Origin of the sequence: Halomonas elongata DSM 2581 (genome assembly GCF_000196875.2) — a bacterium.
Lineage (GTDB): Bacteria > Pseudomonadota > Gammaproteobacteria > Pseudomonadales > Halomonadaceae > Halomonas > Halomonas elongata.
The window spans coordinates 2802681-2825467 of the sequence record NC_014532.2 but is presented as its reverse complement, the minus strand read 5'-3'; the positions used below and the strand labels follow the sequence as shown (position 1 = coordinate 2825467).

Genomic DNA, 22787 nt, shown 5'->3' with positions numbered 1-22787 from the left:
GGTCGTCAGGTTCGGGAGAGCGGGAGCGTCACTGGTCGTCGTCGGTAGGCCGCTCGGCTTCCAGCAGGCGGATGCGACGATTGTCGGCGTTGAGTACGGTGAAGCGCCAGTCGCCGATCCTGGTGTGTTCGCCGCGTCCAGGCAGGTGGCCGAAACGCTGCATGATCAGGCCGCCCAGGGTGTCGAATTCCTCGTCGGAAAGCCGCGTGCCGAAGTGTTCGTTGAACTCCTCGATGGGCGTCAGGGCGCGGATGGCGAAGCGGCCGTCGCCCAGGTCGCGGATGTCCGCTTCCTCGTCGGTGTCGTGTTCGTCCTCGATGTCGCCGACGATTTCCTCGAGGATGTCCTCGATGGTCACGATGCCGGCGGTGCCGCCGTATTCGTCCACCACCACGGCCATGTGATTGTGGGTGTCGCGAAATTCCTTGAGCAGGCTGTTGAGCCGTTTGGATTCCGGCACGAACATCGCCGGGCGCAGTACCTCCTCGAGCTGGAAGGCATGGCCGTTGTCCTGGCTGCCTTGCAGCAATGGCAGCAGGTCCTTGACCAGCAGGATGCCCTTGACCTCGTCGAGGTTCTCGCCGATGACCGGATAACGCGAATGGCCGGTCTCGAGAATCACCGGCAGGTATTCTTCCAGCGGTTGATCGAGGTCGATGGCGTTGACCTGAGAGCGCGGGATGAGCACTTCGCGAACCTGTTGGTCGCTGATGTTCAGGGCGCCCTCGATGATCATCATGGCGTCCTGCTCGAGCTTGAGCCGGGTCGCTGCCTGGCGGAGGAACTCCAAGAGTTCGTCCCGGGAGCTGGGTTCGTCGCTGTCGCTGGTAAGTGCGCTGAACAATTTATCGAGCCAGGACCTGTTGCCCTGGCTACTCGATCGGTCTTCGCTCATGCGTCGGCTCTCTCGTCCTCGGTATCGATGTCACGCGGGGGAGGGCTAGAGGTTGCGTAGGGATCGGCGATGCCCAGTTCGGCGAGAATCTCGCGTTCGAGGGCTTCCATGACCTCTGCCTCATCGTCCTCGATATGATCGTAGCCCAGAAGGTGCAGCGTGCCATGCACGACCATATGGGCATAGTGATCGAGCAGGGACTTGTGCTGCGTCTCGGCCTCGTCGACGACCACCGGATGGCAGATCACCAGATCGCCGAGCAAGGGAAGGGCGACCGTCGGCGGGCTCTCGAAGGGGAAGGAGAGCACATTGGTCGGGCGGTCGCGATCGCGATAGTCGCGATTCAGGTGCCGGCTTTCCTCGGCATCGACGAAGCGGATCGTCAGCTCGTGACGCGTCTCGTCGGGGTGACGAGACAGCACGCCGGTCACCCAGGCCTCGAGGTCCGCCTGTCGTGGCAGATCCTCGACTTCCAGGGCGACCTGGCGATCGATATCCGGTGAGCAGCTCATGAGTTTCCGGTGCCGCCGTCGTCACGGCGCTCCTGTCGCTGTTGGCGCTGTGCCTCGCGTTCCTGCTCGCGGGCTTCCCGCTTGGCCCTGGCCTCGGCTTCCTGTTCGGCCTCGAAGACATCGTAGGCCTCGATGATGCGTTGTACCAGGGGATGGCGTACCACGTCCTTGGCGGCGAAGTGGGTCACGCCGATACCGGGGGTATCCTTGAGTACATCGAGGACCTGGATCAGTCCCGAGGTCTGGCCGCGGGGCAGGTCGACCTGGGTGATGTCGCCGGTGATCACTGCCGTGGAACCGAAGCCGATGCGCGTCAGGAACATCTTCATCTGCTCGCGAGTGGTGTTCTGGCTCTCGTCGAGGATGATGAAGGCATTGTTGAGCGTGCGGCCGCGCATGTAGGCCAGCGGCGCGATCTCGATGATCTGGCGCTCGATGAGCTTGGCCACCTGTTCGAAGCCGATCATCTCGTAGAGGGCGTCGTAGAGCGGGCGCAGGTAGGGGTCGATCTTCTGGGCCAGGTCGCCGGGCAGAAAGCCGAGCTTCTCGCCGGCCTCGACGGCCGGGCGTACCAGCAGGATGCGACGCACTTCCTGCTGGTTGAGCGCTTCCACGGCGGCGGCGACGGCCAGGTAGGTCTTGCCGGTGCCGGCCGGGCCGATGCCGAAGTTGATGTCATGGGCCCGGATGCTCGAGACGTAGCCCTGCTGGTTGAAACCGCGCGGCTTGATCAGAGACTTGGGCGTGCGGATCAGTCCCTCGTCCTCGCCGCCCTGCGCTTCTTCCTCTTCTTCCAGCGCCTCGAGTCCCGATTCCTGCAGGAACAGGTGAACGGTGTCCGGGGTCAGATCACTGGCCTCGGTTTCGCGATAGAGGTGTTCGACGACATTGGACGCGGCCTTGACCCGATTTCCCGGGCCGGCCAGCTGGAAGGTGTTGCCGCGATTGCGCAGCGTGATGCCGAGCCGCGCCTCGATCAGCTTGAGGTGCTCGTCGCGTTGCCCGCAGAGGTTGGCCAGGCGGCGCGGGTCGTTGGGCTCGAGATTGAGCGTGATGATGCGATTGGCCGGTGTGGATGACTGGCTCAAGACAGGCGGGTCCATGGGTTGATGAATGTCGTCGTCAGCTTACTGCCACCTTGGGGGGCGGAGCAATGCGCGGGAGACGGTCCATGAAGGGCCGGGCGTCGGCCATGCAGCGTTGAAAACGTGATCGGCGTGTTCATTCAGCATGCTGAACGACACGCCGTGTCACGAGAGTGCCCGATGCGGGCCTGCAAATTCATGAGCCGTCCCCGGCCGCGGAAGGAATCAGAAGCGCTCCGGAGAGGCCAGATCGCCCCGCAGGGAGTTGGGTAGCGCCTCGGTGATTTCCACGTCGACGAAGTAGCCGATCAGCTCGGTGGGATTGGGCGCGCGGAAGTTGACCACCCGGTTGTTCTCGGTGCGTCCGGATAGCTGGCCCGGATCCTTGGGCGAGAAGCCGGTGACCAGGATGCGCTGGGTCGTGCCCACCATGCGTCGGCTGATCTGCATGGCCTGCTGGTTGATGCGTTCCTGCAGGATCGCCAGGCGCTGCTTCTTGACCGCTTCCGGTGTTTCGTCGGGCAGCGCCGCTGCCGGCGTACCGGGGCGCGCCGAGTAGACGAAACTGAAGGAAACATCGAAGCCGATGCGATGGATCAGATCCATGGTCGATTCGAAGTCCGCCTCGGTCTCGCCGGGGAAGCCGATGATGAAGTCCGAGGAAAAGCTGATGTCCGGGCGCAGGGCGCGGATGCGTTCCAGCTTGTCGACGTATTCCTCGACGGTATGGCCGCGCTTCATGGCCGCCAGGACGTTGTCGGAGCCGGCCTGTACGGGCAGGTGAAGGTGGCTGACCAGTTCCGGAATCTCGCCATAGGCCTCGATCAGGCTGTCGGAGAACTCTACCGGATGCGAGGTGGTGAAGCGGATGCGGTCGATGCCGTCGACGGCGGCCACGCAGCTGATCAGCTCGGCCAGGTCGATCTCGTCGCCGAGCTGGTTCTCGCCGCGATAGGCGTTGACGTTCTGCCCCAGCAGGTTGATCTCGCGGACGCCCTGGTCGGCCAGATGGATCACTTCATCCATCACCGCTTCGAAGGGACGCGAGACTTCCTCGCCCCGGGTATAGGGGACCACGCAGAAGGTGCAGTACTTGGAGCAGCCTTCCATGACCGAGACGAAGGCGGTGGCGCCGTCGGAGGTCGGTTTCGGCAGGTGGTCGAACTTCTCGATTTCCGGGAAGGTGACATCGACCACCGAGATCTTGTCGTCCTGGCGTGCGTCGAGCATGGCCGGCACACGGTGCAGGGTCTGGGGACCGAACACCATGTCCACCTGGGGCGCGCGCTTGCGCAATGCCTCGCCTTCCTGGCTGGCCACGCAGCCGCCGACGCCGATCACCAGGTCTGGATTGGCGTCCTTGAGCTTCTTCCAGCGGCCGAGCTGGTGGAAGACCTTCTCCTGGGCCTTCTCGCGGATCGAGCAGGTATTGAGAAGGATGACGTCGGCATCATGCTCGTCGTCGGTGAGCTCCAGCTGATGGGATTCGCCGAGCAGATCCGCCATGCGTGCGGAGTCGTACTCGTTCATCTGGCAGCCGTGCGTCTTGATGAAGAGTTTCTTCGCCATAAGAGTCTGGTCGTGGCGTCGAGGCCCGACGGATTGCACCGGTGGATGAGGGAAACGTTGAGTGTTCGTGGGGGGAGACGTGCTGTCTTCCGAGGCCGTAATTATACGCGCGCTTGACGCCGGGGGCCAGCGTCGTGCGCTGCCGGCGGTGGCATGTCTATGGTACCTTTGGCGCTTGTGCCGGTCCCGGCGGCCTGCGCGATTGGTCATGATGTGATCGATACCGCGACCATGCCGACAGCACGCCGCCTGGCCGGTGGTTTCCAGCGGTTTTCCCGACACTTGTCCACAGCAACTGTGGATGATGTCTCGGGAAGGTCGCTCTCATCGCGGATCGGGTCGGAAGGGAGATCGGCACGGTCACCATTGCCTTGGTACACCGCACACAGAGCCTTGGATAGCCAGGATGACGGCATGATGCAACGAAGCAAGAAAGTGACACTGGGCGTGCTGCTCGGGGCCCTGGCCCTGCCGGCGCTCGCCCAGCAGGAGGGTGGAGACGACGCCTCGCGCTGGGTTTCCGATGACTTGACCACCTATGTCCGCAGCGGTCCTACCGATGGCTATCGCATCGTCGGTAGCCTGACGGCCGGCGAGCCGGTGGAAGTGCTCGATACCGAGGGCGACTATACCGAGGTGCGCAGCGAAAGCGGCGATGAAGTCTGGGTGCCGAGCGACCAGCTCCAGGATACGCCCAGTGCCCGGGTGCAGTTGCCAGCACTGGAGTCCCGGGTCGAGGAGTTGAGCGCGGAACTGTCCGGCATCAATGACACCTGGGAAGGTCGCATCAATGCGCTCAGCGAGACGCTCGCGGTGCGCGAGCAGCGCATCGCCGAGCTGGAGAGCCGCAATCAGAAGCTCTCCAGCGAGGCCGAACAGTCCCGCGACACCATTCGCAACCTGCAGGCTCGCCTGGAAACCCAGGAAGAGGACCTGCTGATGCGCTACTTCATGTATGGCGGAGGCGTGGCGGGCGCCGGTTTGCTGGTCGGGCTGATCGTACCGCACCTGCCGCGCCGTCGACGCAAGCGCGACCGCTGGTTCTGAGCGAGGGCGGCATGGTCGAGGATTGGCGACAGCGCTGGCAGCAAGGTCGTATCGGCTTTCATCGCGAGGCGGTGCATCCCGCGCTCGAGCGTCATTGGCCCGGTCTCGGTGTCGACGAGGGGGCCAAGGTGCTGGTGCCCTTGTGCGGCAAGAGCCTGGACATGCGCTGGTTGGCCGATCGCGGCCATCCGGTGCTGGGCATCGAACTGGCCGAGGAGGCCATCGAGCAGTTCCTGGCGGAAGGCGCAGGCGAGGTATCCCGCTACCATCACGCGCACTTTGCCGTCAGCCGCCAGGGGAACGTGGAGCTATGGTGCGGGGATTTCTTCCACTTGCACATCGACGAGGCGGCGGAGATTGGTGCCTTCTATGACCGGGCGGCCTTGATTGCCCTGCCCGAGGCCGCGCGCCAGCGCTATGCCTTCCATCTGGCTCAACTGCTGCCGCCCGGCGCCCGGGGGCTGTTGATCACCCTGACCCGGGCACCGGGCGATTCGGGAGGTCCACCGTATGAGGTGACGGCCGACGAGGTGCACGAACGCTTCTCGCCCAACTTCGAGGTGACCCATCTGGAGGATGGGGAGCGCGAGCCTGGCAGCGGTTTCCGGGAGAGCATCTGGAAGCTGGTGCGGCGGGGGCCCGGACGCTGAAGCCAGGCTGCCTGTCGACACCGGCAGGACACTGCTCGGGCAGTGTCCTGCTATGTGGGCTCAGCGTGCCAGGAAATGCCCCAGCTCGGGATCTTTGAAGACACGGTTCAACCCGTCCGAGAGCAGCTCGGCGACCATGTTCGTGTTGGCTTCGAAGCCCGGACGAACGGCATAACCCTGGGTGCGCCGTGAGGTGTAGGTCCCGGTGTAGGTCGCGCCGTCGTTTTCGGCTTTGGCGACCAGCACGGACTCGAGGCGCGCTTCGTCGATCAGCGGTTGGCTCTGGCCGCTCCCGTAGGCGAGGCGCTGCAGGGTCAGCGTCAGGCGAGGGCGTCCCTGGGCGGCCTCCCTGGTCGGCTGGAAGCCCATGTCGCGCAGGGCGCGTTCGGCCTCTGCCTGCAGCTTCGGCATCAAGGGCTCGGCTTCCACGGTGATCACCGAGGTCGACATGGCGTTGCCGCTGCGGGTACCGATCTGCGGGCTGTCCCGACCATCCACCACCGACACGGTCACTGCCTGGCCCTGGCCGATGTGAGGCACCGTGGCGGTGCGCTCGGGCGTCGGTTGCAGGTACTGGGGAGACGAGCAGCCGGCGAGCCAGGTGAGGGTCAGCATCAGGGCCGTGAGCTTCAGAAAACGTCGACGTTGCATGGCACTTCCTTCCTGAAATGGCGACGGGGACCGAGTATAGCCCCGTCACCGAAGCTCGTGCATTCGATTCAGCCGGTGAGCAGGGCCGAGGTGTCGCGTGTCGCCGGTGCGCTGTCCGCGAAGCGATGCCAGCGGCGCGGCAGGGCGAACAGCCGCTGGCCACGGGCGAGCGCGAGGCGCTCGAAATCGGCGTGACGCACGGTGGCAAGCCAGGGGCCGGGCAGCCAGTCGGCGGCCAGTTCCACGCGCACCTCGGCGCCGACCGGCGAGATGGCGGTCACGGTCACCGGCAGATGGGCCGACTCGCGCGGTGCGGTGTCCAGCGCCACTTCATGGGGGCGCAGCAGCAGGTCCTCCGGGCCGTCGGGCAGGTCGACATCGAGCCGAGCGTCGCCACAGGTGAGTACGCCGTCGCGCACCTCGCCCTCGAGATGGTTGGCATCGCCCAGGAACTCGAACACGAAGCGGTTGGCCGGGGCGCGATACAAGGCCTCAGGCGTGTCGATCTGCTCGATGCGGCCATCGCTCATCACCACCACGCGGTCGGAGAGTTCCAGCGCCTCTTCCTGGTCGTGGGTGACGAAGACGCTGGTGAAGTTCAACTCGTCGTGCAGGTGCCGCAACCAGCGGCGCAGCTCCTGGCGAACCTTGGCATCCAGCGCGCCGAAGGGCTCGTCGAGCAGCAGGACGTCGGGGCGCAGGGCCAGGGAGCGCGCCAGGGAGACGCGCTGTTGCTGGCCGCCGGACAGCTGGGCCGGGTAGCGCCCCGCCAGCTTCTCGAGCTGGACCATTTCCAGCAGGCGGTGCACCCGAGCGCGAATCTCGCCGCTGGAGGGCCGCTGGCGACGCGGCATCACCGTCAGGCCGAAGGCCACGTTGTCGTAGACCGTCATGTGCCGGAACAGCGCATAGTGCTGGAAGACGAAGCCGATGCGCCGGTCACGCACGTGCAGTTGGGTGACATCGCGCTCGCCAAACAGGATGCGACCGGCGGGCTTGTGGTCGGGGGCCTCGAGCCCGGCGATGATGCGCAGCAAGGTGGTCTTGCCGGAGCCGGAGGGGCCGAGCAGCCCGATCAGCTCGCCCTGCTGGATATCGAGATCCAGCGGCGCCAGGGCCTGATGGCGCCCTCCGCGACCATAGTGCTTGGCGATGTTCTCGAGATGAATGCTCATGCGGAAGCCTCCCGGCGCGTGGCGCGCCACTCCAGGCCGGCCTTGGCGGCCAGCGTGAACAGGGCGATGAGGGCCAGCAGGGCGGCGCTGGCGAAGGCGCCCACGGTGTTGTAGTCCTGATACAGCAGTTCGACGTGCAGCGGCAGGGTATTGGTCTCGCCGCGAATCGCGCCGGAGACCACGGAGACGGCGCCGAATTCTCCCACCGCCCGGGCGTTGGTCAAGATCACCCCGTACAGCAATGCCCAGCGGATGTTCGGCAGGGTGACCCGGCGAAACAGCGTGAAGCCCGAAGCGCCCAGGGTGACCGCCGCTTCTTCTTCCCGCGAGCCCTGGGCCTGCATCAATGGAATCAGCTCCCTGGCCACGAAGGGACAGGTGACGAAGATGGTGACCATCAGGATGCCCGGCCAGGCGAACATCAACTGGATGTCATGGGCATTGAGCCAGCCGCCGATCCAGCCATTGCGGCCGTACAGCAGCAGATAGACCAGGCCCGCCACCACCGGCGAGATGGCAAAGGGAATGTCGATCAGCGTCTGCAGCAGGCGGCGTCCCGGGAACTGGAAACGCGTCACCAGCCAGGCCAGCATCACCCCGAACACCAGGTTCACCGGAATGGTCAGGGCCGTGATGAACAAGGTCAGGCCGATGGCGGACAGGGTGTAGGTGTCGCTGACATTGCTCCAGAAGCCGCCGAGGCCCTGGGCGAAGGCCTGGGCGAAGATCGCCACCAGTGGCAGCAGCAGAAAGAGCGCGGCCAGTGCCACGGCGGCACCGATGAGAACGCGGCGCAGGACGGGGGCATCTCCGATTCGTTGCATCAGCTACCTCCGTGCAGGCGACGGATGAAGCGGCCCTGCCACAGGTTGATGGCCAGCAGCAGGATCAGCGAGGTGGCGAGCACTACCGAGGCGATGGCCGAGGCGCCGACATAGTCGTACTCCTGCAGCTTGACGAAGATCATCAGCGAGGTGATCTCGGTCTCGTAAGGCATGTTGCCGGCGATGAAGATCACCGCGCCGAACTCGCCGAGCGAGCGCACGAAGGCCAGCCCCGTGCCGGTGACCAGCGCCGGCCACAGGTGAGGCAGGATCACGCGGCGGAAGGCCACGCCATCGCGGGCGCCCAGTGCCATGGCCGCCTCGTCGATCTCTCCCGGCAGATCCTCGAGGATCGGCTGTACGGTGCGCACCACGAAGGGAATGCTGGTAAAGGCCATGGCCAGTGCAATGCCGACCCAGGTATAGGCGACCTCGATGCCCAGTGGGGCCAGTGCCTTGCCCATCCAGCCGCTGCTGGAGTAGAGCGTGGCCAGGGTGATGCCGGCCACCGCCGTGGGCAGCGCAAAGGGCAGATCCATCAGGGCGTCGAGCAGGCGCTTGCCCGGGAAGTCGTAGCGCACCAGCACCCAGGCCAGCAGCAGCCCGAAGATGGCGTTGATCACCGCGGCGACCGCCGCTGCACCGATCGTGGTCACATAGCTGGCGACGACTCGGCCTTCGCTGATGATCGCCCAGTACTCGGCCAGCGACAGGCCGGAGAGCTGGCCGACCAGGCCGGTCAACGGCAGCAGCAGAACCAGTGACACGAAGGTCAGGCTGATGCCCAGAGACAGGCCGAAGCCCGGCAGCACACGCTGCCGGGCCCGGGGAAGGGGCAAGGAGAAAGCTGCTGCTTTCATGAAGGGTTCTCGTTCATCCGGTTACTCAGCGGCGCTGCAACTGATCGAGCATCCCACCGCTCTCGAAATGTGTCTCCATGGCCTGGTCCCAGCCGCCGAAGACATCCTGGACCTCGAACAACTCGGTCTCGGGGAACTGATCGCTGAATTCCTCGACCACGGCTTCGTCATGCACGCGGTAGTTGAAGCCGGCAAGAATACGCTGAGCCTCTTCGCTATAGAGGTAGTCCAGGTAATCCTGCGCCAGCTCGGTGTTGCCGTGCTTCTCGGCATTCTCTCCGACCACCGCCACCGGGAATTCGGCGAGGATGCTGACCGGCGGCACGATCACCTCGTAATCGTCGCTGCCGTACTCCTGGCGGATGTTGTTGACCTCGGATTCGAAGCTGATCAGCACGTCGCCGATGCCCCGCTCGATGAAGCTGGTGGTGGCGCCGCGACCGCCGGTATCGAACACCTTGACGTTGCCGAGGAAGGTGCGCATGAAGTCCTTGACCTTCTGCTCGTCGCCGTCGAAGGCGCGCTCAGCGGCCCCCCAGGCGGCCAGGTAGGTGTAGCGGCCGTTGCCCGAGGTCTTGGGGTTGGGGAAGACCAGTTCCACGTCTTCCCTGGCCAGGTCGGCCCAGCTCTCGATGCCCTTGGGGTTGTCCTTGCGCACCAGGAAGGCGGTGGTGGAGTAGTAGGGCGAGGCATTGTTGGGCAGTTGAGCTTGCCAGTCCTCGGCCACCAGGCCGGCATCGGCGAGCACCTGAACGTCGGTGACCTGGTTGTAGGTCACCACATCGGCGCCGAGCCCCTGGAGAATGGCGCGGGCCTGTGCCGACGAGCCGCCGTGGGACTGCTTGATGGTCAGGGTATCGTCGTGGTTCGCCTCCCAGTGTTCCTTGAAGGCCGGGTTGATCTCGGCGAACAGCTCGCGGGCGATGTCATAGGAGGAGTTGAGCAGCTCGCGCTCGGCCGCCATGGCCGGGGTGACGAGACCGATGCCCAGGCCGGCGGCGACGATGGAGGCGGTAAAGGTGCGACGTACGAAGGGCAGCGGCGACATGACGACTCCTTGGATCCTTGATGGATTTACTTGGATCGCTAAGGTAGTAATCGCCAAATGGAATTACAAGTGTTTGGGTTATTCTTTTTTGGACTATTAATATCGAAGGGGGAGCCTAGGGTGCGAGCTACGAGTGGACGAGCTATGAGTGTGAGGGGGGGGAGAGCGAGTTGCGGCAATGCGGCACCGGGACGATGACCGAGCCCCCGGCGCGGGCCGGGGGCGGGGAGCGTCAAAGCCCGATGGCTGATGACGTGGAACGGCGGGGATCGGCGCCGCCGAAGAAAAGCCCGTCGTCGATCATGATCGACTGGGCGGCGCCCATGGCGGCTTGCTGGCTGATGGTATGGCCCTTGTCTTCCAGCAGTTCGAGGGTGTCCGGGCTGATGCCGGCCTCGATGCGGATCTCGTCGGGCAGCCACTGGTGATGGATGCGCGGGGCGCTGACCGCCGACTGGATATTCATGTCGTGGTCGATGACGTTCATCAACACCTGCAGCGTGGTGGTGATGATACGCGAGCCCCCCGGACTGCCGGTGATCAGGAAGTTCTTGCCGTCGCGCTTGACGATGGTCGGCGTCATCGACGACAGCATGCGCTTGCCGGGCTCGATCTTGTTGGCTTCTCCACCGATCAGACCATAGGCGTTGGGCACGCCCGGTTTGGCGGAGAAGTCGTCCATCTCGTTGTTGAGCAGAAAGCCGGCTCCCTCCACGGCGATACCGGAACCGTAGCTGAAGTTGATGGTGTAGGTGTTGGAGACCGCCAGGCCGTCGCCATCGGCGATGGAGAAGTGTGTGGTTTCGTTGGACTCATAGGGCAGCGGCTTGCCGGGGGCAATCTCGCTGCTCGGCGTGGCGCTGTCCATGTTGATCTGCTCGCGCAGTTCGTCGGCATAGGCCTTGGAGGTGATGCCCTCGAGCGGCACGTCGACGAAGTCGGTATCGCCCAGATACTCCGAACGGTCGGCATAGGCACGCTTCATCGCCTCGGCCATCACATGGATGGTATCGGCGGAATTGAAGCCCATCTCCGAGATCGGGTAGTCCTCGAGAATGTTGAGCATCTGCACGATGTGGGCGCCACCCGAGGAGGGCGGGCTCATGGCGTAGATGTCATGCCCCCGGTAGGTACCGTGGCTGGGTTCGCGGATCTCTGGCTGGTAGCCGGCCAGGTCCTCCAGGGTGATCAGGCCATCGTGGCGCTGCATCTCGGCGGCGATCAGCTCGGCAGTCTCGCCTTCATAGAATTCCCGGGCGCCCTGCTCGGCGATGCGCTTGAGCGTCGCGGCCAGTTCCGGTTGGCGAAAGGTGTCGCCGACCTCGTAGGCGCTGCCGTCCTCCTTGAAGAACATCTTGCGACTCGATTCCCACTTCTCGAGGCGTTCGCGGGCATCGTTGACCCCGGCGACGAAGCGTGGCGGCACCTCGAAGCCCTCTTCGGCGAGCCGGATCGCCGGTGCCAGGGCATCGGCCAGGCTCATGGTGCCGTATTTCTCGAGCGCCAGGGCCAGGCCGGCCACGGTACCGGGTACCCCGGCGGCGCGATGCGTGAAGCGCGACCACTCAGCGACGGCATTGCCGTCTTCGTCCTGGAACATGGTCTCGGTGGCGGCGGCCGGTGCGGTCTCGCGATAATCGATGGCGATGACCTCGCCGCTGTTCTCGTCGGAGATCAGCATGAAACCGCCGCCGCCGATATTGCCGGAGCGGGGCTGGGTGACGGCCAGGGCGAAGCCGGCGGTGACGGCGGCATCCACGGCGTTGCCGCCTTCGGCCATGACATCGCGCGCCACCCGGGAAGCGAGGAAATGGCTGGTCGCCACCATGCCGTCGGTACTTTCCTCGGGATGGAAGCGTTCGCCCTCGAGGATCGCCGATTGGCCCAGGGCCATGGGGGTGGCCAGCAGGGTACCGGCCAGCAGGCCGGCGTTGAGGGGGTGTCGTAGCCAGTTTGGAATCATGACGGTTCCTTGTCGCGTTGTTGTGTATGACGGCAATTCACTATTGATGGTGTGCGACGATCCTGCAAGTCACGAGTTGTATCGCCGATCCTGCTAGAATGGGCGCCATCGTGACATTTGATCGTCTGCCAGGGAGCCCCATGACCGCTACGAAGCCTGACTACCTGATCGCCCCCTCGATTCTTTCCGCCGATTTCGCCCGACTGGGCGAAGAGGTAGATGATGTGCTTGCCTCGGGGGCGGATATCGTGCACTTCGACGTGATGGACAATCATTACGTGCCCAACCTGACCATCGGGCCGATGGTCTGCGAAGCGCTGCGGCGCCATGGCGTGACCGCGCCGATCGACGCGCACCTCATGGTCAAGCCGGTGGATCGTCTGATCGGTGACTTCATCGATGCCGGCGCCAGTTATGTCACCTTCCATCCGGAAGCTTCCGAACATATCGACCGCTCGCTGCAGTTGATCCGCGATGGCGGTTGCAAGTCGGGCCTGGTGTTCAATCCGGCCACGCCCCTGAGCTTTCTGGATCATGTGATGGACAAGGTCGACATGATCCTGCTGATGAGCGTCAATCCCGGCTTCGGCGGCCAGTCGTTCCTGCCCGGCACCCTCGACAAGCTGCGCGAGGCGCGCCGCCGCATCGACGCCTCGGGGCGTGATATCCGCCTGGAGATCGATGGCGGCGTCAAGATCGACAACATCGCCGAGATCGCCCGGGCTGGCGCCGATACCTTCGTTGCCGGATCGGCGGTCTTCAAGGCGCGCAATCCCGAGGATCCGCATCGTTATGATGGCGTGATCGAGGACTTCCGTCGGGCACTGGCCGAGGCGTGAGCGTGAAGAGCGGGAGTGTGGAGGATGCCGAGAGTGTGGAGAGTGCAGCCTCTCGGCAGTGGCATCTCTACATGATCGAGACGGCCAGTGGCGCGCTCTACACCGGCATCACCACCGATGTCGAGCGGCGTCTCGCCGAGCATCGAACGGGACGTGGCGCCAAGGCGCTGCGTGGCAAGGGCCCCTTGCATCTGGTATATCAGCAGGTTGTGGGGAATCGCGGCGAAGCGCTGCGACTCGAAGCCGGCGTCAAGCGGATGTCGGCACAGGGCAAGCGGCGCTGGGTGGCGGAGCGCCGCGTGGACGCCTGAGAACATGCCATCCGCAGGAACCATTCTTTCATTGAGGCAGAAGCAAGGGAGGCGATATGGAATTGCAGCAGGCAGTGGAGTTCCTGCAGGTGCAGGGAACGAGCTTCGCGATCAACCTGGTGGCGGCCATCGCGATCTTCGTGATCGGGCGCTGGGTTGCCAAGTTGTTGCATCGCCTGGTGACCAAGGCCATGAAGCGGGCCAAGACCGATCCGTTGATCGTGACGTTCGCGGGCAACATCTTCTATGTGTTGCTGATGTTCGCCGTGGTGCTGGCGGCGATCGGTCAGCTCGGTATCCAGACCACCTCGCTGATCGCGGTACTCGGTGCCGCCGGCCTGGCGATCGGGCTGGCGCTGCAGGGCTCGCTCGCCAACTTTGCCGCCGGCGTCATGGTGGTGCTGTTCCGGCCCTACCGGGTCGGTGACTATATTGAGGGCGGCGGAGTATCCGGCACCGTCGAGGAGGTGCAGATCTTCACCACCGAACTCAGCACGCCCGACAACCGCAAGATCATCGTGCCCAACGGTCAGATGCTGTCGGACGCCATCACCAACTATTCGGCGCATGCCACCCGGCGCGTGGATCTGGTCGTCGGGGTCGGTTATGGCGACGACATCGATACCGTGCGGCGCGTGCTGGAAGGCGTGGTCGCCGACGATGCACGGGTCCTGGCCGACCCGGCGCCGAACATTCGTATCGGCTCGCTGGGGGATTCCAGCGTCAACTGGATCGTGCGTCCCTGGGTCAAGGCCGCCGACTACTGGGATGTCTACTGGGAGATGACCGAGGAGATCAAGCGCCGCTTCGATCGCGAAGGCATCAATATTCCCTTTCCCCAGCGCGACGTGCATGTCTATCACCACGGGGAAAACAAGAACGGCACCGACGTGATCGGCTAAGCAGCATTTCAGACTCTCGGTGCCAATCGGCGCCGGGGACAGGGCGATGCGAGGGTCATCCGCCAAGGATGGCGGATATAGTGCCCAGGGAAGGGTTCACAGCGCCCTCGCAAAGGCCTGTCGCCGGCCGCCGCCTTCCACCGTGGTCCCAATGACAAGGGCCGCCGGCTATGCCGGCGGCCCTTTTCGTATGATGCCGAGCGTCGCGCTCAGTGGAGTTTCATGCGCGGCTTCAAGAAGCGGTTGAGGCCGTCCACCACGACCATCAGCCCGGTCTTCAGGGAGCCGTGGATGGCGCGCTGGTGCATCCGGTACAGCGAGGCATAGAAGAACTTCGCCAGGTGGCCCTCGATGAACAGGCTGCGCGCTGAGGCGCCGCGCATCAGGCTGCCGACGGCGTCGAAGTGTGCCAGCGAGATCAGCGAACCGCGATCACGGAACACGAAGGGCTTGAGCGGCTTGCCGTCGAGTCGGGCGAGCAGGTTCTTGTACAGCCGGTTGGCCTGCTGGTGGGCGGCCTGGGCGCGCGGCGGCACCTGGGAACCATCCTCCTGGGGGCAACTTGCGCAATCGCCGAAGGCGAAGATGTGCGGATCGTCGATGCTCTGCAGCGTCGATTCGACCTTGATGCGGTGGTTGCGCTCGGTGGAGAGCCCCAACTCGGACAGGAAGGCGGGTGCCTTGATGCCGGCAGCCCAGACGCTCAGGTCCGTCTCGATACGCTGATCGTCGGCGGTGATGATGGCCGAGGGCTCGACCCGGGTCACGCGGGTCGACACATGGACCTGCACGCCCAGGCGCTCGAGCTCGGTGTGCACTGCCTGGCTGATGCGGTCTGGCAGGGCGGGCAGGATGCCCGGTGCGGCCTCGATCAGGTGGACTTCGAGGTGTTCGCTCTCCAGGGGAGTAAAGCCGTAGCTGTGCAGCATCTGGGAGGCGTCGTAGAGCTCGGCGGCAAGCTCCACTCCGGTGGCGCCGGCGCCGACGATGCCCACCACCATGCGGGTCTGGGTGTCCTGCTGCGGGGCGTTGTAGCGCAAGAATACATTGAGCATGTCCTTGCGGAATGCCTCGGCCTGGCCGGGACTGTCGAGGAAGTGGCAGTGTTCGCTGACGCCCGGCGTGCCGAAGTCGTTGCTGACGCTGCCCACCGACATGACCAGCTCGTCGTAGGGCAGGGTACGTGACGGAAGCACTTCCTGACCGTCGTCATCGAGAATCGGGGCCAGGGTGAGGGTGCGCGCTTCCCGATCCAGCCCCTCCAGAGTGCCACGCTGAAAGCGGTAACCGTTGGCGCGGGCATGGCCCTGGTAGGATATCTCGTCCAGCCCGGAATCCAGGACGCCGGTAGCCACTTCATGCAACAAGGGCTTCCAGATGTGCGTGGCGTGGCGATCCACCAGCACGATCTCGGCGCGTCCGCGACGACCCAGGCGGCGCCCCAGGCGGGTCACCAGCTCCAGACCACCGGCACCACCGCCGACGACCACGATTCTTGGTATGCTCATCTTGATAAGCTCCTGCGAAAATGGGAGTACCAGCATAAGCGCCCGGACGGGTCCTGCCCATTCCCCATCCGGGATATAGCCGAATGAAAGGAGACATTGGCATGCACCCACTGCTCGACGGGATTCGACTCGTCGCCTTCGACCTCGACGGAACTCTGGTGGACTCCGTACCCGATCTGGCGGCAGCGGTGGATGACGCCCTGGGTGATCTGGAAATGCCCGCACCGGGAGAGCGGAAGGTGCGGGACTGGGTCGGCAATGGCTCGATGGTGCTGATCGAGCGGGCCCTGCGCGATACCCAGGGGCGGGATGCCGATCCCGAACTTTGCCGGCAGGCCCATGACCGTTTCCTGGTGCACTATGCACAACGGCCCTGCAGCGCCACCCGGCTCTATCCCGGCGTGCGCGAGGCGCTGGATGCCTTGCGCGGCACGGGGAGGATTCTGGTGCTGGTGACCAACAAGCCCGAGGCCTTCATCGCGCCGATCCTCGAGCATTTCGAGCTGGGCGGGCATTTCTCGCTCTGCCTGGGCGGCGACAGCCTGGTGCGCCGCAAGCCCGATCCTCTGCCGTTGACCCATGCCGCCGAGCGCTTCGCGGTGCCGCCCTCGAGCTGTCTGATGGTCGGCGACTCGCGACACGATATCGCCGCCGGACGGGCGGCAGGCTTTCGCACCCTGGCGGTACCTTACGGTTACAATCACGGTGAACCGGTGGCTGCCAGCGGGCCGGATGGCGTGGTTGAATCGCTGAAGGAACTCGTTTAGGGTGATTCTGGCCCCTGCCACGAGCCCTTGGGCCCAACCATTATGCCCCGGGTTTTCCGGATTACCTGCCCGTATGGACACCCGCATGACGCTGGATGCCTTTGCCCTCCGTGACGCCGCAAGATCTCTCGAGCCCTGCATGCTGAAGGGCGCTTGGCGATGGTGACGCTCGCACGCTGAGGCGGCTCTGCCGTCACTCGACCCGTCACGTTTCTCTTCACCGCGAGTTTTTCGCCACCGTGAGGCACAGGGCAGATGATGACCCCCGAACGTTTTCAAGAGCTGGCCGACGCCGGCTATAACCGCATCCCCGTCACCCGCGAGGTCCTGGCGGATCTCGATACGCCGCTCTCCACCTATCTCAAGCTCGCCGACGCGCCCTGGACCTTCCTGATGGAGTCCGTCCAGGGCGGCGAGAAGTGGGGGCGCTATTCGTTCATCGGCCTGCCGTGCCGCGAACGCATCGAGGTGCGCGGCTTCAGCGTCGAGCACATCGTCGATGGGCAGGGTAGCGGTGCCGTCGAGGTCGAGGACCCGCTGACCTGGATCGAGGAGTTCCAGGCACGCTTCAAGGTGCCTCAACTGGATGATACGCCGCGTTTCGACGGCGGCCTGGTGGGCTACTTCGGCTACGACACCATCCGCTACATCGAGCCGCGGCTGCGCGGCGTGGAGAAGCCCGACCCGCTCGGCGTGCCGGATATCCTGCTGATGGTCTGCGACGATCTGGTGGTCTTCGACAACCTCTCGGGGCGCCTGACACTGTGGACTCACGCCGACCCCGCCGAGCCGAACGCCCATGCCCGGGCGGTCGAGCGGCTCGAGGCGCTGGAGGAGCGGCTGCGTGGCGTGGTGCTGGAGGGCCGCAGCCCCGGTACCGGCCGTCATGACATCTCGGAGGACGACTTCCACGCCAGCTTCAGCGAGGCGGGCTACAAGGCGGCGGTGGAGCGCATCAAGGAATATGTGAAAGCCGGCGACGTGATGCAGTGCGTGCCGTCGCAGCGCATGTCCATTCCCTATCAGGCGCCGCCCCTGGATCTCTACCGCGCCCTGCGCAGTCTCAATCCGTCGCCCTACATGTTCTTCCTCAACCTCGGCGACCATCATGTGGTCGGTTCGTCGCCGGAGATCCTGACGCGACTCGAGGAAGGCGAGGTCACGGTGCGGCCCATCGCCGGCACCCGGCCGCGCGGCGCCACCGAGGAGCAGGACAGGGCCCTGGAGGCCGACCTGCTGAACGACCCCAAGGAGATCGCCGAGCACGTCATGCTGATCGACCTCGGCCGCAACGACGTGGGGCGCATCTGCGAGCCAGGGTCGGTAACGGTCACCGACAACATGGCCATCGAGCGCTACTCCCATGTCATGCACATCGTCTCCCAGGTCACCGGCCGCCTGCGGCCAGGCATGACGGCCATGGACGCCCTGCGTGCCACCTTCCCGGCGGGAACCCTGTCCGGGGCCTCCAAGGTGCGTGCCATGGAGATCATCGACGAGCTGGAGCCGGTCAAGCGCGGCATCTATTCCGGCGCGGTGGGCTATCTCTCCTGGCATGGCAACATGGATACCGCCATCGCCATCCGCACCGCAGTGATCAAGGATGGCGAACTGCACGTCCAGGCCGGCGGCGGCATCGTTGCCGACTCCGACCCCGATGACGAATGGCAGGAAACCATCAATAAGCGTCGTGCCTTGTTCCGCGCCGTGGCCATGGCCGAGCGCGGCCTGGACAACCTCTCGTGAGCGCCTTGACTGCTATCTCCACTACAGACCTCTAATTGCACGTGTCTGAACATCAGTGCCGCCTGCGAGGCGGCATTTTTGTATCTATCGCTTCAGGGGGAGATGTGACATCGACCGCCTGCCCTGAAGCGTTTCTTTTCGATCTTGGGTAACGCGGGCGCGGAAGATGGAGGGCGGGTGAAGCTCGTCGTATGCAGACAGTGGCGGTACAGCTGGCGACGGAAATTGCCTGAGAAGACCGAACGTCCCGAACTGTCCAGTCTCACAGCCTGGTCATTGTGAAGTGTTCAGCTGGTTCACCTGAGACCGATAGCTGGCCAAATCCACTACGCGCTCGTTGGTGATATCCCCGACTATAGCTGGAGCCCGCTGTTGAAAGGATCAGAAGATCTGGGAGGGAGGGTCGCTTCGGGAGCGGAAACGATATTCATGAGGTCTGGATACGCAGAAATGCCCGAAGTTCGGAGTGTCGAAATTTTGTACACGACGGTTCAGGCATCCTGAGTGGCTCACATGGGGGATGCGATGCTCGGAGTGTGATGCCTGCGTCATATGGCCGGGCCAGGTCTGCCGCCAAGACGACATGTCATGAGAGCCTTGTGATGACCGATTCGCAGTCTCGTCAATGACTTTAGTAGTATTTGATGTGTCTTCGCCATGCGACGCGGCGAATCACCCCCTGCGGCCCCGTTTCGAGAAAGGATGAAAGATTGCGTTGATCGGAGGCATCTGTTGGCCACGTAATCACATATTTATCCAGAATGAGCTTGCCATGTAGTCGTAATGACCTGAGCTCTCGTAGTAATGCCACTTCAATGGTCATGGGGGTCTTCGTGTTAGGACCTCTCTCCCCGCCTGGCATGACTTCCTGCCAATTATCTGCTAGAAGTTGCTCAAAAAGATCATTTGCGATTGACATTATCTCCCCCGCCCCTAATGTAGTTCTTCGTTTTATTACGCTATTCAGAGCCTATTCGAGCTATGCGCATCACCAGCCTCAATGTCGAGGAAAAGCTCAGGAAATGGGTGTGTTGTTGCCGAAAAAACAGACGATCGATGTGCCAGAAGATGGAGGGGTGCCGAACACCCCTCATCTCATCACCTTGGATGCATTCATTCCCATTGGCCAGTAGCCTATCGAAGGCTTGGGTCGCTGTAATGGCCAAAAAAGTTCATGTTTTCATCGGTGTTTGAAGGTTGACTGTCAACGTCTCGGAACGAAATGTGCGGCCCGGCCGGCTCATAATGACAAGGTCATCGCTGCTCTGGGTCCTGTGTTGCCCTGCTGGTCCTGAGTGATCAAGGCACCAGAGTGCCTATGCCTGGGGGCGGTGCCTGCGAGTGCATCGATGGACTGCTAAAGGGCGTGGTATCGAGCCGTCGATGTATGGCTTCACAATTTTGCTCTTGGGCTCGGGTGTGGTTGGGGGAGAGAAAGGGCCCGATACCACCCGGCGTTAGCGTGAAACAGTTGGCGACTCGTGAGACAGAGGGCGGGAAGTGGATAGCTGCCATCGAGGCAGATCGTCTTGACAGCACCTGTCCAGCGCCACAGTATATCGCCATGACTATATCCACTACAGCAAGCTCAAAGCAGTGGCGCCTCTACGATTGAAGGGGCGGCTTTCGCGTGTCTGAACATCAGTGCCGCCCGCGAGGCGGCATTTTTGTATCTGTCGGCTCGCGGAAAGGATGATTCGGGCATATGGGTAAGAATGTGAGTAAGATCCCAGTGATCGAGCCGAATGGCTTATTAGAATCAGGAGCTTATGCCCGACATGATCGTGATGATCGATAACTACGACAGCTTCACCTTCAACATCGTCCAGTACCTCGGTGAGCTGGGGGCGGAGGTGGTCACCCATCGCAACGATGCCATCAGCGTGGCGGAGATCGAGGCGCTGGCGCCCAGCCATCTGGTGATCTCGCCCGGTCCCTGCACGCCCAACGAGGCGGGAATCTCCATGGAGGCCGTGCGCCACTTCGCCGGCCGGCTGCCGATCCTCGGCATCTGCCTTGGCCACCAGGCCATTGGCCAGGTGTATGGTGGCGAGGTGCAGCGGGCGCCCCAGGTCATGCATGGCAAGACATCGCGCATTCGCCACGATGGCCGCGGCGTGTTCGCCGGACTCGAGAATCCCCTGGAGGTCACGCGTTACCACTCCCTGGTGGTGGGGCGCGACGGCCTGCCGGATTGCCTGGAAGTGACGGCCTGGACCGATGAAGACGACGTCACGCCGGGGCTGATCATGGGGCTGCGCCATCGCGAGCTGGACATCGAAGGCGTGCAGTTTCATCCCGAATCGATCCTGACCCGCCAGGGCCATGAGTTGTTGATGAATTTTCTCGAGCGCGGTTAGGAAAACACCGATTTATTGTTGCGCTTGAGATCCTGGCCGCCGGCGGTACTCAATGTCCTCATTTTCTGGTATGTAAACTGCGGCTTTTGCGTTCCGGCGGCGACCAGCCTCTCATCGCTCACGACATGAATCAGCGCTTTCTCTGGGGAGCGACCAATCTGACTATCCTCCGAGATACGTCGGATCAAGGAAAGGCAAGGAGAACCTGCCATGCAGATGCGAGATGCCATCGGCGCGGTGATGCGCCGGGAAGATCTGAGCTATGACGCGACCCATCGGGTGATGATGGCGATCATGACCGGTGAGGCTTCGGACGCTCAGGTCGCCGCCTTCCTGATGGGCATGGCGATGAAGGGCGAGTCCGCCGAAGAGATCAGCGCCGCCGCTCAGGTGATGCGCGAGCTGATGAAGCCGGTGACGCTGAACGTCGAGAACGTGGTGGACATCGTCGGTACCGGCGGCGATGGCGCCAACCTGTTCAACGTTTCCACCGCCTCCAGCTTCGTGGCTGCCGCCGGCGGTGCCCATGTCGCCAAGCACGGCAATCGGGGCGTTTCCTCATCCTCGGGCAGTGCCGATCTGTTCTCCGTGGCGGGCATCGGGCTGGATCTGGATCCCGTCCAGGTGGGGCGCTGCATCGAAGAGGTCGGTGTCGGCTTCATGTTCGCGCCCAATCACCATCCGGCCATGCGCCATGCCGTGGGGCCGCGTCGCGAGATGGGGGTGCGCACCCTGTTCAATATCCTCGGGCCGCTGACCAACCCGGCCGGAGCGCCCAATCAGTTGCTGGGCGTGTATTCAGCCGAGCTGGTGCCGCTGATGGCGGACGTCATGCGACGCCTGGGCAGTGAGCACGTGCTGGTGGCGTGGGCCGAGGACGGGCTGGACGAGATCTCGCTGGCCGCGCCGACGCGGATCGCCGAGCTCAAGGACGGCGAGATCAAAGAGTACACTATCGCCCCCGAGGACTTCGGCATCGAGCGCCAGTCGCTGGAAGCGCTTAAGGTGCAGACGGCCGAGGACAGCCTGCGCCTGGTCGAGAAGGCCCTGGTGGGCGATGGCCCGGCGGCGGATATCGTTGCACTGAATGCCGGCGCGGCGCTCTATGCCGCCGGCGTGTCCGATACCCTCAAGGAAGGGGTGGCCATGGCCCAGGATGCCCAGGCTTCCAAGTTGCCCCTGGAGAAACTCAAGGAACTGGCCAACTTCACGCGCGTCTTCGCCCAGTAGGGCCGTTTCCCCGGAGCATGATATGACCACACCCACCATTCTGACCCGCATCCTGGCCCGCAAGGACGAGGAAGTTGCCGAGCGCCGTCGCGCGGTATCCGAGCCCGAGCTGCTGTCCCTGGCACGTGAGATGAGCGCGCCGCGCGGCTTCATCGGCGCCCTGGAAGCGCGCATGCTCGACGGCGACCCGGCCGTGATCGCCGAGATCAAGAAGGCCTCGCCCTCGCGTGGCGTGATTCGTGAGGACTTTCGGCCCGACGAGATCGCTGCGCGCTATGAGGCAGGGGGCGCCGCCTGCCTTTCCGTGCTCACCGACGCCGATTTCTTCCAGGGCCACGAGGACGACCTCATCGCGGCCCGCGAGGCCTGCTCGCTGCCGGTGATCCGCAAGGACTTCATCACCCACGGCTATCAGGTCAGCGAGGCCCGCGCCATCGGTGCCGACTGTATCCTGCTGATCGTCGCCGCGCTGGACGATGCCCGTCTGGCCGACTTGCACCGCCAGGCCAGCGAGCTCGGCATGGACGTGCTGGTCGAGGTGCACGACGTCCATGAGCTGGAGCGGGCGCTGGCGCTGGATTTGTCGCTGGTGGGCATCAACAACCGCGACCTGCACACCTTCGAGACCCGGCTGGAAACGACCCTGGAGCTGCTCGGGCGGATTCCGGCCGATGTCACGGTGGTCACCGAGTCGGGCATCCACACCCGGGACGATGTCCTGCGCATGCGCGAGCACGATGTGCACGGCTTCCTGGTGGGCGAGGCCTTCATGCGCGAGGAGGATCCGGGAGAGTCGCTGCGCCGGTTGTTCTTCTGAACCGCCAGGTCTTGTCGAGCGAGCCGGC

General features: G+C 64.0%; 21 protein-coding genes. 10 read left to right on the top strand and 11 right to left on the bottom strand.

Features of this window, described 5'->3' with window-relative positions; translation table 11 throughout:
• Positions 1-28: 28 nt before the first annotated feature.
• The 4 genes from HELO_RS13180 to miaB form a co-directional block, all read right to left on the bottom strand.
• Entirely contained in the window at positions 29-895 is an 867-nt protein-coding gene (locus HELO_RS13180; protein ID WP_013333148.1) for an HlyC/CorC family transporter, read from the bottom strand.
• Positions 892-1407: an rRNA maturation RNase YbeY gene (gene ybeY, locus HELO_RS13175; protein ID WP_013333147.1), complete on the bottom strand. Its 516-nt coding sequence runs from the start codon at positions 1405-1407 to the stop codon at positions 892-894. The genes HELO_RS13180 and ybeY overlap by 4 nt, the downstream gene beginning before the upstream one ends.
• The gene (locus tag HELO_RS13170; RefSeq protein ID WP_013333146.1) at positions 1404-2510 is read right to left on the bottom strand and encodes a PhoH family protein; all 1107 of its coding nucleotides are present in this window, start codon (positions 2508-2510) and stop codon (positions 1404-1406) included. The genes ybeY and HELO_RS13170 overlap by 4 nt, the downstream gene beginning before the upstream one ends.
• A 207-nt stretch (positions 2511-2717) precedes the next feature.
• Entirely contained in the window at positions 2718-4061 is a 1344-nt protein-coding gene (miaB, locus tag HELO_RS13165) for a tRNA (N6-isopentenyl adenosine(37)-C2)-methylthiotransferase MiaB (protein WP_013333145.1), read from the bottom strand.
• A gap of 414 nt (positions 4062-4475) precedes the next feature.
• Between miaB and HELO_RS13160 the strand changes: the two genes are divergently transcribed.
• Together HELO_RS13160 and tmpT are read left to right on the top strand one after the other, a co-directional pair.
• Complete coding sequence (locus HELO_RS13160) at positions 4476-5108, top strand: TIGR04211 family SH3 domain-containing protein (RefSeq protein ID WP_013333144.1); 633 nt, start codon at positions 4476-4478, stop codon at positions 5106-5108.
• An 11-nt stretch (positions 5109-5119) separates the two neighbouring features.
• Complete coding sequence (tmpT, locus tag HELO_RS13155) at positions 5120-5758, top strand: thiopurine S-methyltransferase (RefSeq protein ID WP_013333143.1); 639 nt, start codon at positions 5120-5122, stop codon at positions 5756-5758.
• 60 nt (positions 5759-5818) lie between these two features.
• Here tmpT and HELO_RS13150 read toward each other — a convergent pair whose 3' ends face one another.
• The 6 genes from HELO_RS13150 to ggt form a co-directional block, all read right to left on the bottom strand.
• Positions 5819-6409 carry a YajG family lipoprotein gene (locus HELO_RS13150; RefSeq protein WP_013333142.1) on the bottom strand — a complete coding sequence of 197 codons (591 nt, stop codon included), beginning with the start codon at positions 6407-6409 and terminating at the stop codon, positions 5819-5821.
• A 68-nt stretch (positions 6410-6477) separates the two neighbouring features.
• Complete coding sequence (locus tag HELO_RS13145; protein ID WP_013333141.1) at positions 6478-7584, bottom strand: sulfate/molybdate ABC transporter ATP-binding protein; 1107 nt, start codon at positions 7582-7584, stop codon at positions 6478-6480.
• A complete protein-coding gene (cysW, locus tag HELO_RS13140; protein WP_013333140.1) occupies positions 7581-8408 on the bottom strand; it encodes a sulfate ABC transporter permease subunit CysW in 828 nt (275 codons plus the stop codon). Before cysW ends, HELO_RS13145 begins: the two co-directional genes overlap by 4 nt.
• Positions 8408-9268, bottom strand: coding sequence for a sulfate ABC transporter permease subunit CysT (gene cysT, locus HELO_RS13135; protein ID WP_013333139.1), 861 nt, complete (start codon positions 9266-9268; stop codon positions 8408-8410). The genes cysW and cysT overlap by 1 nt, the downstream gene beginning before the upstream one ends.
• Positions 9269-9293: 25 nt before the next feature.
• Positions 9294-10316, bottom strand: a complete 1023-nt coding sequence (cysP, locus tag HELO_RS13130; RefSeq protein WP_013333138.1) for a thiosulfate ABC transporter substrate-binding protein CysP — start codon at positions 10314-10316, stop codon at positions 9294-9296.
• A gap of 232 nt (positions 10317-10548) precedes the next feature.
• Positions 10549-12279: a gamma-glutamyltransferase gene (ggt, locus tag HELO_RS13125; protein WP_013333137.1), complete on the bottom strand. Its 1731-nt coding sequence runs from the start codon at positions 12277-12279 to the stop codon at positions 10549-10551.
• Between the two features lie 140 nt (positions 12280-12419).
• Here ggt and rpe point away from each other — a divergent pair, with 140 nt between their 5' ends.
• From rpe to HELO_RS13110, 3 genes are read left to right on the top strand one after another with little or no spacing between them, the layout of a single operon-like run.
• Positions 12420-13118 carry a ribulose-phosphate 3-epimerase gene (rpe, locus tag HELO_RS13120; protein WP_013333136.1) on the top strand — a complete coding sequence of 233 codons (699 nt, stop codon included), beginning with the start codon at positions 12420-12422 and terminating at the stop codon, positions 13116-13118.
• Positions 13119-13120: 2 nt separating this feature from the next.
• Positions 13121-13429, top strand: coding sequence for a GIY-YIG nuclease family protein (locus HELO_RS13115; protein ID WP_013333135.1), 309 nt, complete (start codon positions 13121-13123; stop codon positions 13427-13429).
• Between the two features lie 56 nt (positions 13430-13485).
• Positions 13486-14331 carry a mechanosensitive ion channel family protein gene (locus tag HELO_RS13110; protein ID WP_013333134.1) on the top strand — a complete coding sequence of 282 codons (846 nt, stop codon included), beginning with the start codon at positions 13486-13488 and terminating at the stop codon, positions 14329-14331.
• Positions 14332-14540: 209 nt separating this feature from the next.
• On the opposite strand, the gene HELO_RS13105 is transcribed toward HELO_RS13110, so the two are convergent.
• Positions 14541-15839: an NAD(P)/FAD-dependent oxidoreductase gene (locus tag HELO_RS13105; protein WP_013333133.1), complete on the bottom strand. Its 1299-nt coding sequence runs from the start codon at positions 15837-15839 to the stop codon at positions 14541-14543.
• 101 nt (positions 15840-15940) lie between these two features.
• Here HELO_RS13105 and HELO_RS13100 point away from each other — a divergent pair, with 101 nt between their 5' ends.
• The 5 genes from HELO_RS13100 (at position 15941) to trpC (ending at position 22759) form a co-directional block, all read left to right on the top strand.
• Positions 15941-16606 (top strand): phosphoglycolate phosphatase, encoded by a 666-nt coding sequence (locus HELO_RS13100; protein ID WP_041602137.1) that lies wholly within the window; start codon positions 15941-15943, stop codon positions 16604-16606.
• Between the two features lie 258 nt (positions 16607-16864).
• Positions 16865-18352, top strand: a complete 1488-nt coding sequence (gene trpE, locus HELO_RS13095; protein WP_013333131.1) for an anthranilate synthase component I — start codon at positions 16865-16867, stop codon at positions 18350-18352.
• A 1778-nt stretch (positions 18353-20130) separates the two neighbouring features.
• Positions 20131-20712: an anthranilate synthase component II gene (locus HELO_RS13090; protein WP_013333130.1), complete on the top strand. Its 582-nt coding sequence runs from the start codon at positions 20131-20133 to the stop codon at positions 20710-20712.
• A gap of 210 nt (positions 20713-20922) precedes the next feature.
• Positions 20923-21942 carry an anthranilate phosphoribosyltransferase gene (gene trpD, locus HELO_RS13085; protein WP_013333129.1) on the top strand — a complete coding sequence of 340 codons (1020 nt, stop codon included), beginning with the start codon at positions 20923-20925 and terminating at the stop codon, positions 21940-21942.
• 22 nt (positions 21943-21964) lie between these two features.
• Complete coding sequence (gene trpC / locus HELO_RS13080; RefSeq protein ID WP_013333128.1) at positions 21965-22759, top strand: indole-3-glycerol phosphate synthase TrpC; 795 nt, start codon at positions 21965-21967, stop codon at positions 22757-22759.
• The last annotated feature ends 28 nt before the right edge of the window (positions 22760-22787 follow it).